The sequence below is a fragment of the Pseudomonas fluorescens group sp. PF-1 genome (assembly GCF_054481335.1).
Genome location: NZ_JBTMNG010000002.1, coordinates 3197294 through 3210483 on the forward strand (window position 1 = coordinate 3197294; position 13190 = coordinate 3210483).

At 56.5% G+C, this 13190-nt stretch carries 14 protein-coding genes and 3 pseudogenes; 10 read left to right on the forward strand and 7 right to left on the reverse strand.

Annotation, left to right across the window (positions count from 1 at the left end; all coding sequences use genetic code 11):
- Positions 1-189: 189 nt before the first annotated feature.
- Positions 190-1776 carry an ABC-F family ATPase gene (locus ACX3YD_RS29565; protein ID WP_458961749.1) on the reverse strand — a complete coding sequence of 529 codons (1587 nt, stop codon included), beginning with the start codon at positions 1774-1776 and terminating at the stop codon, positions 190-192.
- Between the two features lie 12 nt (positions 1777-1788).
- Positions 1789-2287: pseudogene (locus ACX3YD_RS29570) on the reverse strand (site-specific integrase); the annotation flags it as partial.
- Between ACX3YD_RS29570 and ACX3YD_RS29575 the strand changes: the two are divergent.
- The 3 genes from ACX3YD_RS29575 (at position 2286) to lpxO (ending at position 4391) form a co-directional block, all read left to right on the forward strand.
- The gene (locus ACX3YD_RS29575) at positions 2286-2747 is read left to right on the forward strand and encodes an MASE3 domain-containing protein (protein ID WP_458961750.1); all 462 of its coding nucleotides are present in this window, start codon (positions 2286-2288) and stop codon (positions 2745-2747) included. The pseudogene ACX3YD_RS29570 and the gene ACX3YD_RS29575 sit on opposite strands and share 2 nt — an antisense overlap.
- Positions 2716-3171 carry an EAL domain-containing protein gene (locus tag ACX3YD_RS29580; RefSeq protein WP_458961751.1) on the forward strand — a complete coding sequence of 152 codons (456 nt, stop codon included), beginning with the start codon at positions 2716-2718 and terminating at the stop codon, positions 3169-3171. Before ACX3YD_RS29575 ends, ACX3YD_RS29580 begins: the two co-directional genes overlap by 32 nt.
- Before the next feature lie 320 nt (positions 3172-3491).
- Positions 3492-4391, forward strand: a complete 900-nt coding sequence (lpxO, locus tag ACX3YD_RS29585) for a lipid A hydroxylase LpxO (RefSeq protein ID WP_458961752.1) — start codon at positions 3492-3494, stop codon at positions 4389-4391.
- Positions 4392-4456: 65 nt separating this feature from the next.
- On the opposite strand, the gene ku is transcribed toward lpxO, so the two are convergent.
- Complete coding sequence (gene ku / locus ACX3YD_RS29590) at positions 4457-5317, reverse strand: non-homologous end joining protein Ku (RefSeq protein ID WP_458961753.1); 861 nt, start codon at positions 5315-5317, stop codon at positions 4457-4459.
- A 190-nt stretch (positions 5318-5507) separates the two neighbouring features.
- Here ku and ACX3YD_RS29595 point away from each other — a divergent pair, with 190 nt between their 5' ends.
- Entirely contained in the window at positions 5508-5861 is a 354-nt protein-coding gene (locus tag ACX3YD_RS29595; RefSeq protein WP_458961754.1) for a hypothetical protein, read from the forward strand.
- 49 nt (positions 5862-5910) lie between these two features.
- Positions 5911-6012, forward strand: a pseudogene (locus tag ACX3YD_RS29600) (PQQ-dependent sugar dehydrogenase); the annotation flags it as partial.
- Positions 6013-6065: 53 nt separating this feature from the next.
- Here the strand turns inward: ACX3YD_RS29600 and rimI are convergent.
- Positions 6066-7163 carry a ribosomal protein S18-alanine N-acetyltransferase gene (rimI, locus tag ACX3YD_RS29605; RefSeq protein WP_458961755.1) on the reverse strand — a complete coding sequence of 366 codons (1098 nt, stop codon included), beginning with the start codon at positions 7161-7163 and terminating at the stop codon, positions 6066-6068.
- 92 nt (positions 7164-7255) lie between these two features.
- Between rimI and ACX3YD_RS29610 the strand changes: the two genes are divergently transcribed.
- The 4 genes and pseudogenes from ACX3YD_RS29610 to ilvA all read left to right on the forward strand — a co-directional run.
- Positions 7256-8842, forward strand: coding sequence for a RimK family protein (locus tag ACX3YD_RS29610; protein ID WP_090469494.1), 1587 nt, complete (start codon positions 7256-7258; stop codon positions 8840-8842).
- Between the two features lie 7 nt (positions 8843-8849).
- Positions 8850-9773: a magnesium transporter CorA family protein gene (locus tag ACX3YD_RS29615; RefSeq protein WP_103405682.1), complete on the forward strand. Its 924-nt coding sequence runs from the start codon at positions 8850-8852 to the stop codon at positions 9771-9773.
- Positions 9770-9991: a hypothetical protein gene (locus ACX3YD_RS29620; protein ID WP_458961756.1), complete on the forward strand. Its 222-nt coding sequence runs from the start codon at positions 9770-9772 to the stop codon at positions 9989-9991. Before ACX3YD_RS29615 ends, ACX3YD_RS29620 begins: the two co-directional genes overlap by 4 nt.
- Before the next feature lie 83 nt (positions 9992-10074).
- A pseudogene (gene ilvA, locus ACX3YD_RS29625) lies at positions 10075-11074 on the forward strand (threonine ammonia-lyase, biosynthetic); the annotation flags it as partial.
- A gap of 57 nt (positions 11075-11131) precedes the next feature.
- Here the strand turns inward: ilvA and eco are convergent.
- Positions 11132-11614 (reverse strand): serine protease inhibitor ecotin, encoded by a 483-nt coding sequence (eco, locus tag ACX3YD_RS29630; RefSeq protein ID WP_458961757.1) that lies wholly within the window; start codon positions 11612-11614, stop codon positions 11132-11134.
- Between the two features lie 302 nt (positions 11615-11916).
- Between eco and ACX3YD_RS29635 the strand changes: the two genes are divergently transcribed.
- Positions 11917-12189, forward strand: a complete 273-nt coding sequence (locus ACX3YD_RS29635; RefSeq protein WP_047528649.1) for a DUF1652 domain-containing protein — start codon at positions 11917-11919, stop codon at positions 12187-12189.
- Here the strand turns inward: ACX3YD_RS29635 and ACX3YD_RS29640 are convergent.
- Entirely contained in the window at positions 12186-12581 is a 396-nt protein-coding gene (locus tag ACX3YD_RS29640) for a hypothetical protein (protein WP_047528650.1), read from the reverse strand. The two genes, ACX3YD_RS29635 and ACX3YD_RS29640, sit on opposite strands and share 4 nt — an antisense overlap.
- A 91-nt stretch (positions 12582-12672) precedes the next feature.
- Positions 12673-12945 carry a DUF2790 domain-containing protein gene (locus ACX3YD_RS29645; protein ID WP_458961758.1) on the reverse strand — a complete coding sequence of 91 codons (273 nt, stop codon included), beginning with the start codon at positions 12943-12945 and terminating at the stop codon, positions 12673-12675.
- Positions 12946-13190: the final 245 nt, after the last annotated feature.

The window sequence follows — 13190 nt, forward strand, 5'->3', positions numbered from 1 at the left end:
GGAGAGCGGCATGATGGCTTGGCATTGATATAAAAGAAAGCAGGCTAACTACCTTTGCCATGACATTATCGCTGTCGCTCGCGATGATTGATGCACCGACAAGAAACCTTGGTCTGAAATGCAAAAAGCCCCGTCACAAAAGACAGGGCTTTTCACTTGAAGCTTGCAGCTAAAGGCTGGTAGCTGCCTTTAGAGCACCACGCCTTGGCTGCGCAGGTAGTCGTCATAGGTGCCGCTGAAGTCGGTCACGCCATTCGGGCTCAGCTCGATGATGCGGGTGGCCAGAGAGGACACGAACTCACGGTCGTGGCTGACGAAGATCAGCGTGCCCGGGTAGTTCTCCAGCGCCAGGTTCAGTGCTTCGATGGATTCCATGTCCAGGTGGTTGGTTGGTTCGTCCATCACCAGCACGTTCGGCTTTTGCAGGATCAGTTTGCCGAACAGCATGCGACCTTGCTCACCACCGGAGATCACTTTGACCGACTTGAGGATCTCGTCGTTGGAGAACAGCATGCGACCTAACGTGCCGCGAATGATCTGCTCACCTTGCGTCCACTGGCCCATCCAGTCGAACAGGCTGACGTCGTCTTCGAAATCGTGGGCGTGGTCCTGGGCGTAGTAGCCCAGCTCCGCGCTTTCGGTCCACTTCACGGAACCGGCGTCCGGGGTCAGCTCGCCCATCAAGGTGCGCAGCAGGGTGGTCTTGCCGATACCGTTCGGCCCGATGATCGCAACGCGCTCGCCGGCTTCTACGGTGAAGCTGAAGTTCTTGAACAGGGTCTTGCCGTCGAAGCCCTTGGACATCTGCTCGATGGTCACGGCCTGACGGTGCAGCTTCTTGGTCTGTTCGAAGCGGATGAACGGGCTCACGCGGCTCGACGGCTTGACCTCGGCCAGCTGGATCTTGTCGATCTGCTTGGCGCGGGAAGTGGCCTGTTTGGCTTTCGAGGCGTTGGCCGAGAAGCGACTGACGAACGTTTGCAGTTCGGCGATCTGGGCTTTCTTCTTGGCGTTGTCCGACAGCAATTGTTCGCGCGATTGAGTCGCGGCAGTCATGTACTCGTCGTAGTTGCCCGGGAACAGGCGCAGCTCACCGTAGTCCAGGTCAGCCATGTGGGTGCAGACGCTGTTGAGGAAGTGACGGTCGTGGGAAATGATGATCATGGTGCTGTTACGCGCCGTGAGAATGGTTTCCAGCCAGCGAATGGTGTTGATGTCCAGGTGGTTGGTCGGTTCGTCGAGCAACAGCACTTCCGGGTCCGAGAACAGGGCCTGGGCGAGCAATACCCGCAGTTTCCAGCCCGGAGCGACTTCGGTCATCGGGCCGAAATGCTGTTCCAGGGGAATCCCCAGGCCCAGCAGCAGCTCACCGGCGCGGGATTCGGCGGTGTAACCGTCCATTTCAGCGAATTCGGTTTCCAGCTCGGCCACGGCCATGCCGTCTTCTTCGCTCATTTCCGGCAACGAGTAGATGCGATCGCGCTCGGCCTTGACCTTCCACAACTCTTCATGACCCATGATCACGGTGTCGATCACGGTGAATTCTTCGTAGGCGAACTGGTCCTGGCGCAATTTACCCAGGCGTACGTTCGGCTCCAGCATGACCTGGCCGCCGGATGGCTCGAGGTCACCGCCGAGAATCTTCATGAAGGTCGACTTGCCGCAACCGTTGGCGCCGATCAAGCCATAACGATTGCCGCCGTTGAATTTGACCGAAACGTTTTCGAACAACGGCTTGGCGCCGAACTGCATGGTGATGTTAGCTGTGGAGATCAATTACCTTACCTATCAATGGGTTAGAGCTGGTCTTTTTTTGCCTGATACCGATTTGATACCAATCTGGAGCTTTTCCAGCTCCGCCCAGTCTGAGCTTGAGTTGAGCCAACGCGCATAGGTCGTCAGCAACATTTGGACACTGTGGCCAAGCTGCTGAGCGATGAATGCGGGGTTCATGTTGGACATTGAGCATATTGTCGCATAAGTATGACGGCAGTTGTACGGTGGTCGATAAGGCATCGCCAGTGCCTGGAGCTTGCCGACGCCTTATGCACGGCGCATGGCGTACTGGCGGGCGAACTCCAGCGCATGCAGTGCACGTTCGTTGAGTGGTACGAAACGATTTTTCCGATTTTGGTGCGTTAGCCGGGTTCTTCTTGATCAGCGCTTCGGCAACTGCGGCTTCCAGAGTCGTCGAGAGCTTGACCAGAGCATGGCGACGAACACCCGGAGAAGGCCATGCCGTGGCCGCAATGAGGCGGCGCAGGAGGGTGGTGGTAATCAAGTCTATGCTTAAAAAAACAGCCTCAGATCGAGCAGATTGCAATTTGGCGGGTGCGCTCTTCACATCGTGCTTCCATGCACCATGTGGCCGGGTTGGATGTATTTTTTTGCATGCCGCCTCCTATGAAGGCATGCCCGATTTTCTATCGCATAACGCCTCAGCGAAACACCTCTATTTTTGGCTTTCAGCACGGTTTGTGGTGGCCGTCCCGTTGCTCTTGGTGACCTTGCGTTCCTGGCAACGTTTGATGACGGTCTTCACCAAATACCTGATTTTCTCAGCTCTGTTGTTACTCACCGCAATTGTTAAGTGGGTGGTCATTTACTACCAGTATTGGCTGCCTCACCTTTTCATTCCGCCATCGAGATCATGGACAACTTGCACTCGCGCGGGGTACGCATGTCCAGTGATGACTTTGGGGCGGGTATTCCTCGTTGAGCTATCTCAAGAAGTTCAAGGTTTATAAACTCAAAATCGATCAGTCTTTCGTGCGTGATATCGCAATCGATGCCGATGATCGAGCCATAGTCAAGACCATCGTACAAATGGCTCGAAGCGTGGGTTTAATCACTAATGTCGAGGGGGTGGAAACACCGGCGCAGTGGGAGTTTCTCAGGGATATTTGTTTAGCCGGCCACTGTCCACAGATCAAATTCCAGAGTTCGTCAGGAAGGTCGAGGCTCAACGCGAGATTCAGGTTGCGGATGCTCTTGAACTTTCGGAGCAGAGAGAAATTTGGCAATCCGAATTATTCTAGTAAGAGGGGGCGATTCATAACCAGGGTTGAGGCAGTACCGAATCAGTCCCCGTTCCGCCATTCGGATCACGGGAAACGCGACCCGGTCAGAAGCGGAAGATCCATCTGGCAATCAGTGGACAGGAGCATGTGAAGCGCTTGGCCCAAGTCGAAGCGCGCTGAGGCCGGTCAATCAGGGGGCCCGTAAAGTTTGTGTGGGCTGGCTCTCTAAGCCATAAGGCAAAAAGGCAGTGGCGATGTTTTGGTGGTGAGAGATGACAGTTTTTCGCGGCTTTGGTTCACTTTTGGTTACAAATTGTGGCTAAAATGCCACCGATCATCGGGTGCCGATAAGCAGCGCCGGCTCAAGGATGCGCCTTCGGGACAGCTTTCGTATTAAAACTCTGCACAAGCCCCTGGGCCAAGGGCTGCCAAGGGGCGCAGTTTGTTCAATTCTGACGTGTGACGATTTCCGTGAAACTCATTATTGCCGCTATCTATGTTGTCTCCATCGCATACGTCCACTTGCGAGGGCAGGTGCGACACAAGCTGGGCCGCCAGTTGAGTGATCACTCGACGTTTCTGGCCCCGATCAATTGCTTCCTTTATCTCTTCTCGAAGATACCCAACAAACCTTTCCTCAATCCTGCCGACTTTCCCGACCTGAGCCCGTTGCAGGCTCACTGGGAAGAAATCCGCGCCGAAGGCCAAAACCTGTTGCGGGCAGGGGAGATCAAACGCTCGAGCCAGTACGACGATGTCGGTTTCAACTCGTTCTTCAAATCAGGCTGGAAACGCTTCTACCTCAAGTGGTACGGCGACAGCCATCCATCGGCGATGAAACTCTGTCCGCGCACCACTGAACTGGTGCAGAGCATCGGTTCGATCAAGGCTGCGATGTTCGCTGAATTGCCTCCGGGCTCGAAACTGGTGCGTCACCGCGACCCTTATGCCGGTTCCTATCGTTATCACTTGGGCCTTGAAACCCCCAACGATGCCGGTTGCTACATCAATGTCGATGGCGAGAACTACCATTGGCGCGACGGTGAAGCGGTAATGTTCGATGAGACTTACATCCATTACGCTGAAAACGCCACCGAGCAGAACCGTATCATTCTGTTTTGCGACGTTGAGCGCCCGATGAAGTATCGCTGGGCGGCCGCGTTCAACACCTGGTTCAGCCGCAATGTGATGGCGGCGGCCGGCGCGCCGAATGAGGCGGGTGACAAAACCGGGGGCATCAATCGACTGTTCGGCAGAATCTACAAAATTCGTCTGCGCGGCAAAGAACTGAAAAAGCGCAACCGCACACGCTATTACCTGGAAAAGTGGGCAATCTTTGGCGGGTTGCTGGCCATCTTCATCCTCGTCTGATGCTTTCGCCTGGCCGACCGAGGGCGTCGCGGGCTTGCCTGCGATGATCCTGGGCGGCCCGCCCATTACGTGCTGGCTTTTTTTCTCGCCGCTGGTTTGGCGGACGGCTTGGGCTTTGCGGTCGCCTTGCCTGGCGCCTTGCTGCCCAGACTGCGTTTGAGCAGCTCGGTCAAGTCAATGACATCCGCTGTTTTGCGTTGCTCTTCGCCGGTGGCTGTTTCAACGTCCTCAATCTTGCCTTCGTGGGCTTTCCTGTCCACAAGGGCCATGATCTTGTCTTCAAACTCATCCCGGTAGTCATCCGGCGACCATTCGGCGCTCATGTCCTCCACCAGTCGCCTGGCCATATCCAGTTCGCCCTTGGTCAGCTCGGCCTTGGTCACGTCAGGGCCTAACGTCAACTCGTCCAGGCTGCGTACTTCCGCCGGCCAGCGCAGTTTCATCAGGACGATGGCCGATTCCAGCGGCATGAGCGCGGCCAGATATTGGCGGGTGTGCAGCACCACGCGGGCCAGGGCGACTTTTTGGGTTTGGGTGAGCGTTTCGCGCAACAGCGCATAAACCTTGCCCCCGCGTTTATCCGGCGCCAGATAGTAAGGTGTGTCGATGTTCTGCAAGGGAATCTGGTCGCTATCGACAAAGGCAAAAATGTCGATGGTCTGGGTCGACAAAGGATGCGCCGAGCGAATGTCCTCTTCGCTGAGCACCACATACCGACCCTTTTCGAACTGGATACCTTTGACGATGTGTTCCTTGGTGACTTCTTTACCGGTGACTTTGTTGACGCGCTTGTAGCCAACCGGGTCCATGCTGCGGCTGTCGAGCCAGTCGAAATCCACCCCTTGGGAAGACGTTGCCGAGACCAGCGCCACAGGGATGTGCACCAGGCCGAAACTGATTGCGCCCTTCCAGATTGCCCGCGCCATGGTCGTCTACTCGTGAGTGATGATCAGGTGACCCGTGGCCTCTTGAAAAAGTTTCAGCCGCATTGAGCCCTGCCGCGATGGGGCGTCAACGTCGTGTTACATCTTGTCGGAGGTTTTTGTTAACAAATACGAACCCCGAGCGTAGCGTGCTATCGAAGACTCTATTCTGGCTCACGTCGAGAGGCTCCCCATGAACCGATGCATGCTTGGCCTCATCACGCTCGCCCTGAGCGGCGTCATCAGCCAAACGGTGCAGGCTGAAGCTGCAAGGGCAGGTGCGTCGTTGCAGATCGCCCAAAACCTGCCGGGCAACAACAACCCCTACAACAGCCCGATTCGCCGCGCCAATCCAAACAGCATGCAGGGCACGCAGCCCAATGCGCCGGCCATCCGCGGGCCGAACACTGTGCCGGTACCGAGGCCACCGACCCTCGATAACGGCGGTATCGGCAATCGCTATCCCCAGGATCGCCCGGCGCCCGCCAGCCCACCCAAATTCATTCCCAATCCGCCCCAGCGAGACCCGGACACCCGCAACCCTTGAAGGCAGGGCAGCCAGGCTGTCGGCGATTCACCTGACAAAAGGATTCGTGCTCAACCAACGCATTCGCGATATGCGCCAGGGATCGGATGGTTATCTGTTCGTGCTGACCGATGAAGAAAACGGCGGGTTGTACAGGGTGGGATTGAAATAACGCGGATACCTGTGGCGTGGGGGCAAGCCCCCTCGCCACAGAAAACGGAGCGTTCACTCACTACGATACAAAATTACCGCCGCCCGCAACTTGTCCCGGCCGAAAGTGCACATCTTGTCGAATTCCCCATGGCTGACCGGCAGATGCTGGCAGTCCATGGGTTGGCGATGCTGGCTGTGATCCACATCGGGATCATGCAGGTAGACGAATTCGTCGTCGCAATCGGTGACGATCACCCAATGCGGGGATTTCGAACGGGTCAGTCGATAGCTGCTGATCAGTACCAACGGCTGTCCACCGTGCTCCAGCAGTCGTGGCAGGTTCAACGCCCCGCCCATCACACACTCGACATCGGTGGCCTGCAATTGCAGTGTGAACTCATCGTGCACCAGGCGTATGACGTCTTTTTTATGCGCGTTGCGCACACCGTCGAGGAATAAAGGGCCGGCCATGCTGAGTTGCAGACACACCCGAAATCCACGTCGCCAGGCCGCCAATGCCAAACCCTGTGGGCTGCAACCACCGTGGCCGGAGGTCATGAACACGGTGGTCGCCTCGCGCCAGATCTGCAATTCTTCGCGGCGTTCCAGCATACGGCCCTGTTGCAGAGCACCCATGGCCATCAGCAGGCAGGCCGGGCCGCAGGTGAAATCGGTGGTTTGCGGGTAATAGGGCACCTGGATGTTTCGTGAGGCGCGGTGCTCAAGGATGCGCTTTTCCAGGCGCAACGCGTCGGCATGATCCTGGTAATAGTCGTGAATCAAGGCGAAGCGCCGATAGCCATTGCGCTCATACAGGGCAATGGCCGCCGGGTTATCGATGCGCACTTCCAGCCGCAAATAGGCGCAATCGTGTTCCAGTGCACAGGCTTCGATCCGCTCGAGCAATTGTTTGCCCAAACCGCTGCCCCGTGCCTGAACCGCGATCGCGATCGAATACAGGCGCGCCAGCGACGTACCTCGATGGAATAGCACAACGGCATACCCCACCAGGTTCTCGCCGCGCTGGGCCACCAGCAGTTGGCCGTGTGCCCGATTGATCATCCATTGAAAGCTGCGACTGTTGAGCCGATCCGTGGTGAAACACTGTTCTTCAAGTTGCAGTAGTGCCGGTAGATCCTCAGTGACCGCCAACCGAAAAATCAGATTCATATGACCACCGTAAAAGTTGCGTAACGAAACGGGACTTTCGAAAAAGTTCGTGCTTAATAGGAAAGGTCTTGTTCTCCAACGGATCAATCACTATGTCAGCGGTACAGGGTCATTGGCGCGAAGTATCCGAACAAACTTTGCCGACAGCAATCACTTCTGCAACTTATTTAAATGATGCGAATAGAACTTCCAGCCAATTGATTATCATTGTCGAACGCAAGGAAGACTGGGCCTCTTACTTCCCCAGTGAAGACATCGTTACGGCCCAGGAGTACCTTGAGCAAACCCGTGACAATGACCAGGGCAAACGCGTCCAGGTGATCAACCTGTGCCGCAGCTACAAGTACCTGGGGCATGGCTATTACTGCTCGCTACTGGCCGAGGCGCGGGGGCACAAGGTCATTCCATCGGTGCGTACCATCAGCGAGCTGACACGCAAGTCCCTGTATGGCCTGGCGCTGGATGACCTGGATAAAACTTTGGAAAAGGCCCTCAGCCATCATCTCTACAGTGATACCGAAGGCTTTACCCTGACCTTGTATTTCGGCAAAACCAACATCGAGCCTTTACAGGATTTGGCTCGGCAATTGTTTGAAGTGTTTGCTTGTCCCATTCTGTTAGTTGAGTTTCGCCGAACTAACGGTTGGCACATCGAAGGTATAAAGTTTGGTGCCTTGCACAAGTTGCGTGAGGACCAGGAAGATCAGTTTGCGAATGCGCTGGACACGTTTAGTCGAAAGATCTGGCGGTTACCGCGATCAAGGCGCCTGGCGCGTTATGATCTGGCGATATTGCACGATCCCCAGGAAGCCTTGCCGCCGTCCAATGCCAAGGCACTGGACAACTTTGTCAGGGTCGGCAAGACCCTGGGTATCGACGTCGAGTTGATTGAGCGCAAGGATTACGCGCGAATTGCCGAGTACGACGCCTTGCTGATCCGCGAGACCACCAGCGTCGACAACCACACCTATCGTTTCGCCAAGAAAGCCGAGAGCGAAGGGCTGGTGGTGATGGACGACCCGACCTCCATCCTGCGCTGCACCAACAAGGTGTACCTGACAGACCTGCTCAAAAGCCATCAACTGGGCATGCCTGCCACTGAAATCCTCTACAAGGAACGACCGGAGGACTTCGAACGGGTTGGCGAGCGCCTGGGTTTTCCATTGGTGCTGAAAATACCCGACGGCTGTTTCTCCCGAGGCGTGATCAAGGTTGAAAGCCAGCAAGCATTGCTCGAAGCCACGGCCGAGCTGTTCGAACACTCGGTGCTGTTGCTGGCCCAGGAATTCTTCTACACCGAGTACGACTGGCGCATCGGCGTACTCAACCGCAAACCGATCTTTGCCTGCCAGTACTTCATGTCCAAGGGGCACTGGCAGATCTACAACCACAAGGCCAAGGGCCAGGACATCAATGGCGAATGCCGGACCCTGGCGGTTCACGAAGCCCCCCGAGCGGTAGTGGAACTGGCGGTGAAGACCGCGAATCTGATCGGCGATGGCTTGTACGGCGTCGACCTCAAGCAGTCCGGCGACAAAGTGGTGGTGATCGAGGTCAATGACAACCCGAACATGGACGCCGGTATCGAAGACGCCTATTTGCAGGACGATCTGTATTCACTGGTGCTGGAAGAGTTCGTCAGGCGCCTGGAGCTAAAGCGTCGCGGCCAGGCCTGGTGAGCGGCCCATGATCAAAAGCTATCAATTGACCCACGGCACGCTGCACGCGGTCGAAAGACTGGACGCCGAGGTGATGTTGTTCAGCAATCCCGACGCCGCCGAACGGGACCTGCTGCACAGTCATTTCAAGCTGGATGATCATGCCCTGGCCTCGGCGCTCGACCCGGACGAGGTGTCGCGTATCGAGTTTCATCCGGACAACCTCTTCTTGATCTGGAAGCGACCGGACAATTACTCCGGTGCCGACAGCCTGGCCTTCGAAGTGTCGTCCTGCGGCCTGCTGTTTTGCCCGGATCGCTTGCTGGTGATCGCCACCGACGATGCGCCCCTGAGCGGGCTCGGCAAGCGCCAGCCGCTGAACACACCACTGGATGTGCTGCTCGAACTGCTGTTCAACAACATCCATCACTATCTGGGGCACCTCAAGGTGATCAAGATGGTTGCCCGCGAGTTGCAGCAGAAATTCAACGCGTCGATGCAGAACCAGCACTTGATCCAGATGTTCAATCTCAGCGAAAGCCTGATCTATTACATCAACGCCATTCACAGTAACGGCGCGGTGCTGACCCGGTTGCGCAATCATGCGCAAAAGGAGCACTTCGGCGCCCATGCCATTGGTCTGATCGACGACCTGATCATCGAAAACAACCAGTGCTACAAGCAGGCGGAAATCTACTCGACGGTGTTCTCCGGGCTCATCGACGCCCGGGGCAACCTGATGAACAACAGCATGAACAACCTGCTGCGCAAACTGACATTGATTAACGTGGTGTTTTTGCCGCTGAACCTGATCGCGAGTATCGGCGGCATGTCCGAGTTCAGCATGATGACGGCGGGAACCCCGTGGTGGGTTTCTTATCCGTTGTTTTTGCTGGCGATGATGTTCGGGGCAGGGGTGATGGTACTGGGACTCAAGCGGCTGGCGAAGTGAATGAGATCATCGGCAGGGTATTTGAAGCGCTCAACAAGTATGGGAGCCGCCTTGGCGGCGAGAGCACTCTCGACGAGGCTGCAAATTCCGGATCAACAGGCCAAAGGGAATTGGCCATTGACTTGCCATCAGCGCCCGGCTATTTTCCGGGCATGACTTCCACCGTATTGCGCTGCCAGCCAAGCATTATTACCGCCATTCCTCATTTGGCGGGCTAGCTCACGACTGCAGCACCCAACCCGCCCTAGAGGCGGGTTTTCATTTTCTGTCTCGGGGCTCTGATCAATGTCAGGAGACGATCATGACCCGCGTGCCCGCCCAACAATCCCTGCTTGAGCATTACGTCAAAAAGATCCTTGCTGCGCCAGTCTATGAGCTGGCGGTGCGCACGCCGTTACAAGCGGCGCCGGCGTTGTCCGCCGCATTGGGCAATCAAATCCTGCTCAAGCGCGAAGACTTGCAACCGACCTTTTCCTTCAAGATCCGAGGCGCCTACAACAAACTGGTCCAACTGAGCCCTGAGCAAAAGGCGCGGGGCGTGGTGACGGCGTCGGCGGGAAATCACGCCCAGGGCGTGGCACTGGCGGCGCGTGAGCTGGGGATCGACGCCACGATCGTGATGCCCGCTACCACACCGGAACTGAAGGTGCTCGGGGTGCGCAGCCGTGGCGCACAAGCGTTGTTGCACGGCGAGAGCTTTCCATTTGCCCTGGCCTTTGCGCTGGACCTGGCGCAAACAACCGGGAAGACTTTTGTTTCGCCCTTCGACGACCCGGATGTGATCGCGGGACAGGGCACCGTGGCCATGGAGATCCTGCGTCAGCATCAAGGTCCGCTGGACGCGATTTTCGTACCGGTGGGCGGTGGCGGCTTGATCGCCGGAATCGCGGCGTACGTCAAATACCTTCGCCCTGAAATACGCATCATCGGCGTCGAGTCGGAACATTCCGCTTGCTTGCAGGCCGCATTACAGGCGGATCAGCGCGTCGTTCTGCCGCGCGTCGGCACCTTCGCCGATGGCGTGGCCGTCGCACAGATCGGCGCCCATGGTTTCGAAGTGTGCCGGTTTTGCGTCGATGAGGTACTGACCGTCAGCAATGACGAACTCTGCGCCGCCATCAAGAATATCTATGACGATACCCGCTCGATCACCGAACCTTCCGGCGCATTGGCGGTGGCTGGCATCAAGAAGTACGTGGCAAAAAGCGCAGCCCGCGGCCAGACCTTCGTGGCCATCGATTCGGGGGCCAACATCAATTTCGACAGTTTGCGGCATGTGGCCGAGCGCGCCGCATTATGCGACGCCCCGGCGTGAAGCGAGTCAGCCGGCAAGCGGACGCCGTCCGTCCGCTTCACGGCTACTCTTCGACGGCTTTATCGACCTTGCTGGAGGCAGACCAGATTCGATAACGCACCTCAACGTCCTTGGGCACGTACAGTACGATCGGCAGCTTGCTGTTATAGCGCAGCATGAATCCGTCCCCGACCACCGGCACGAAATCCTGGTGGCTCTTGCCATCCGGGCACGCCATGAGGGTGCTCATCGGGCCGATGACTTTTTCCAGGCGGTATAACGGATAGCCCCAACCCTCAAGGTTTTTCTCTTCGAGAATGCCGCCCAGGCGTTGCCGATTGCAGTCGACTTTCAAGGTCTTTCCGGCAAGGATCTCGACCTGATAATCGTCTTCACGGGCCTGCGGCGTGAGGTGGATAACCTGGCGGGCAAAGCCGCTCTCAGGTTTGGGAAAGGGCGCGACTTCTTCAAGTTTTGCTGCGTGCGCGGCGCTGGACAGCGCGGCAACTATCAGCCCAACGGTGGTGTTAATGGTCCAGTAACCCATGTTGCCTCCTTGCCTCTGTGCGGTGTCAGCGGATACTGAATAAACATGTCTCTATTTTTGACGGCATCGATGGCTAATGCAAACCCGCCAGCGAAGTGTGCAAATTGCAGGGCTTCTGAATGTGTTTTTTGCAAATTGCATGGTCAAAAATCAGTGCGTTTGAATAACTGATTGATTTACTGATGAACTGCACGGCGAAATTCAAGGCATGTTTTATGCTGGAGTAGTTCTCAAGCTGGCCAGGATTTCACATGAGTCAGTGCCGATAGTTGATTGGCAGTCTCACGAAGGAGAGGGTCACTATGTTTTTATCTGCCTTGGAACTACGCAACATCATTGAAAGCAGTTTTCTACCGAAACGGTGTGAATGCTCGCTGTCGCCGGAGTTATCGATGACGGTGAAAGTCTATGCGGACGGTGCAACCGATCAGCTGGATCTATTGAAGACGGGTATAAACGCAAAACGCCTGAATGGTTGCCGGGAAATCAATGATCTGATCGCCGAACTGCGTTCCGACCTGCAGCTTCACCATACAGAAAGCGAGCACCGCCACGTGGTTGGCAAGGTCGGTTAGCCCGCTGTTTCAAGCTCCGCCGACACGCGCTGGGTCTGGAAAAACGCCAGGCCCAGCGCCAGTTCGAATCCGACCGCCAGCAGTATGCCCGGACCGGCATGGCCATTGAGCCATTCGCCGAAACCCAGTGCTGCCAGTCCCCAGCAGCCGACCATAAAGCCATAGCTCAGCGCTTGACGTATGGGGGAAGGCTCTTCATTGCGGACTCGATAAAAAATCACGCACAGCGCCGCAAACAGTACGGCGATGCGCCGTGCCATCAGTCCCGCCGTCAGTGAATATTCGATGTCCCAGGTCGCCAGCAACCATTTGGGCATCACACCCCATACCAACGCCAGTAGCAGACATAATGCGGCGGTGAATATCGACAATGTGCGAAACGATAACTGCATGGCGAATCCTTGCGGCAGTGGGGGAAGGCGCTAGAGCATAGCGCCTGAATCCTTTCACGAATACCGCAAGGTGTTATTTAAGACTTTTCAGTCAGTTCTGATAACTACAGGCATCAGACAGTTTTCTGTAGGCGATTTCTGCGGGTTTGCCTGTCTGCTCATCGATGTATTTCATGTGCGCGCTGATCACCTTGCAATCCAGGGTGTCAGGTTCGGTCAGCGCGATGACTTTGCCCACGTGCAGCGGCATGCCGTAATGATAGGAAGGCACGGCCTGAGTGGTGGAGGTGTCATTGGCCTGAGCCAAGCCTGTCAATGAGACACAGGCCAGGGCGGCGGAAACGAGCAGGGTGCGCGAGTTCATGGGGCGTTCTCCAGTGCAGACGGAAGTCAGTTCGACGTTTCGTCGAACCTGCCGCACTGGGCGTCAGAGGGCTCTGAGGGCGTGCGGTCCAGTAGAGTGTTTGACTGCGTGATTAAGCATTGGTTAACTCGCCTGAATGCCACCTGTCGCCTGGCCGCTACCGTTTGGCGGAGTCTTTCAGACTAAGGTCGTATCCTTGTAAAGAAAGCCCTCTGCCATCATTGCCCATCACCCCCCCCTGCGTT

Coding starts and splice junctions, on each gene's coding strand:
- ACX3YD_RS29575 (WP_458961750.1), top strand. CDS start 2,286: ATGCTTAAAAAAACAGCCTCAGATCGAGCAGATTGCAATTTGGCGGGT.
- ku (WP_458961753.1), bottom strand. CDS start 5,317: ATGGCGCGGGCAATCTGGAAGGGCGCAATCAGTTTCGGCCTGGTGCAC.
- ACX3YD_RS29595 (WP_458961754.1), top strand. CDS start 5,508: ATGAACCGATGCATGCTTGGCCTCATCACGCTCGCCCTGAGCGGCGTC.
- rimI (WP_458961755.1), bottom strand. CDS start 7,163: ATGAATCTGATTTTTCGGTTGGCGGTCACTGAGGATCTACCGGCACTA.
- ACX3YD_RS29610 (WP_090469494.1), top strand. CDS start 7,256: ATGTCAGCGGTACAGGGTCATTGGCGCGAAGTATCCGAACAAACTTTG.
- ACX3YD_RS29615 (WP_103405682.1), top strand. CDS start 8,850: ATGATCAAAAGCTATCAATTGACCCACGGCACGCTGCACGCGGTCGAA.
- eco (WP_458961757.1), bottom strand. CDS start 11,614: ATGGGTTACTGGACCATTAACACCACCGTTGGGCTGATAGTTGCCGCG.
- ACX3YD_RS29635 (WP_047528649.1), top strand. CDS start 11,917: ATGTTTTTATCTGCCTTGGAACTACGCAACATCATTGAAAGCAGTTTT.
- ACX3YD_RS29640 (WP_047528650.1), bottom strand. CDS start 12,581: ATGCAGTTATCGTTTCGCACATTGTCGATATTCACCGCCGCATTATGT.
- ACX3YD_RS29645 (WP_458961758.1), bottom strand. CDS start 12,945: ATGAACTCGCGCACCCTGCTCGTTTCCGCCGCCCTGGCCTGTGTCTCA.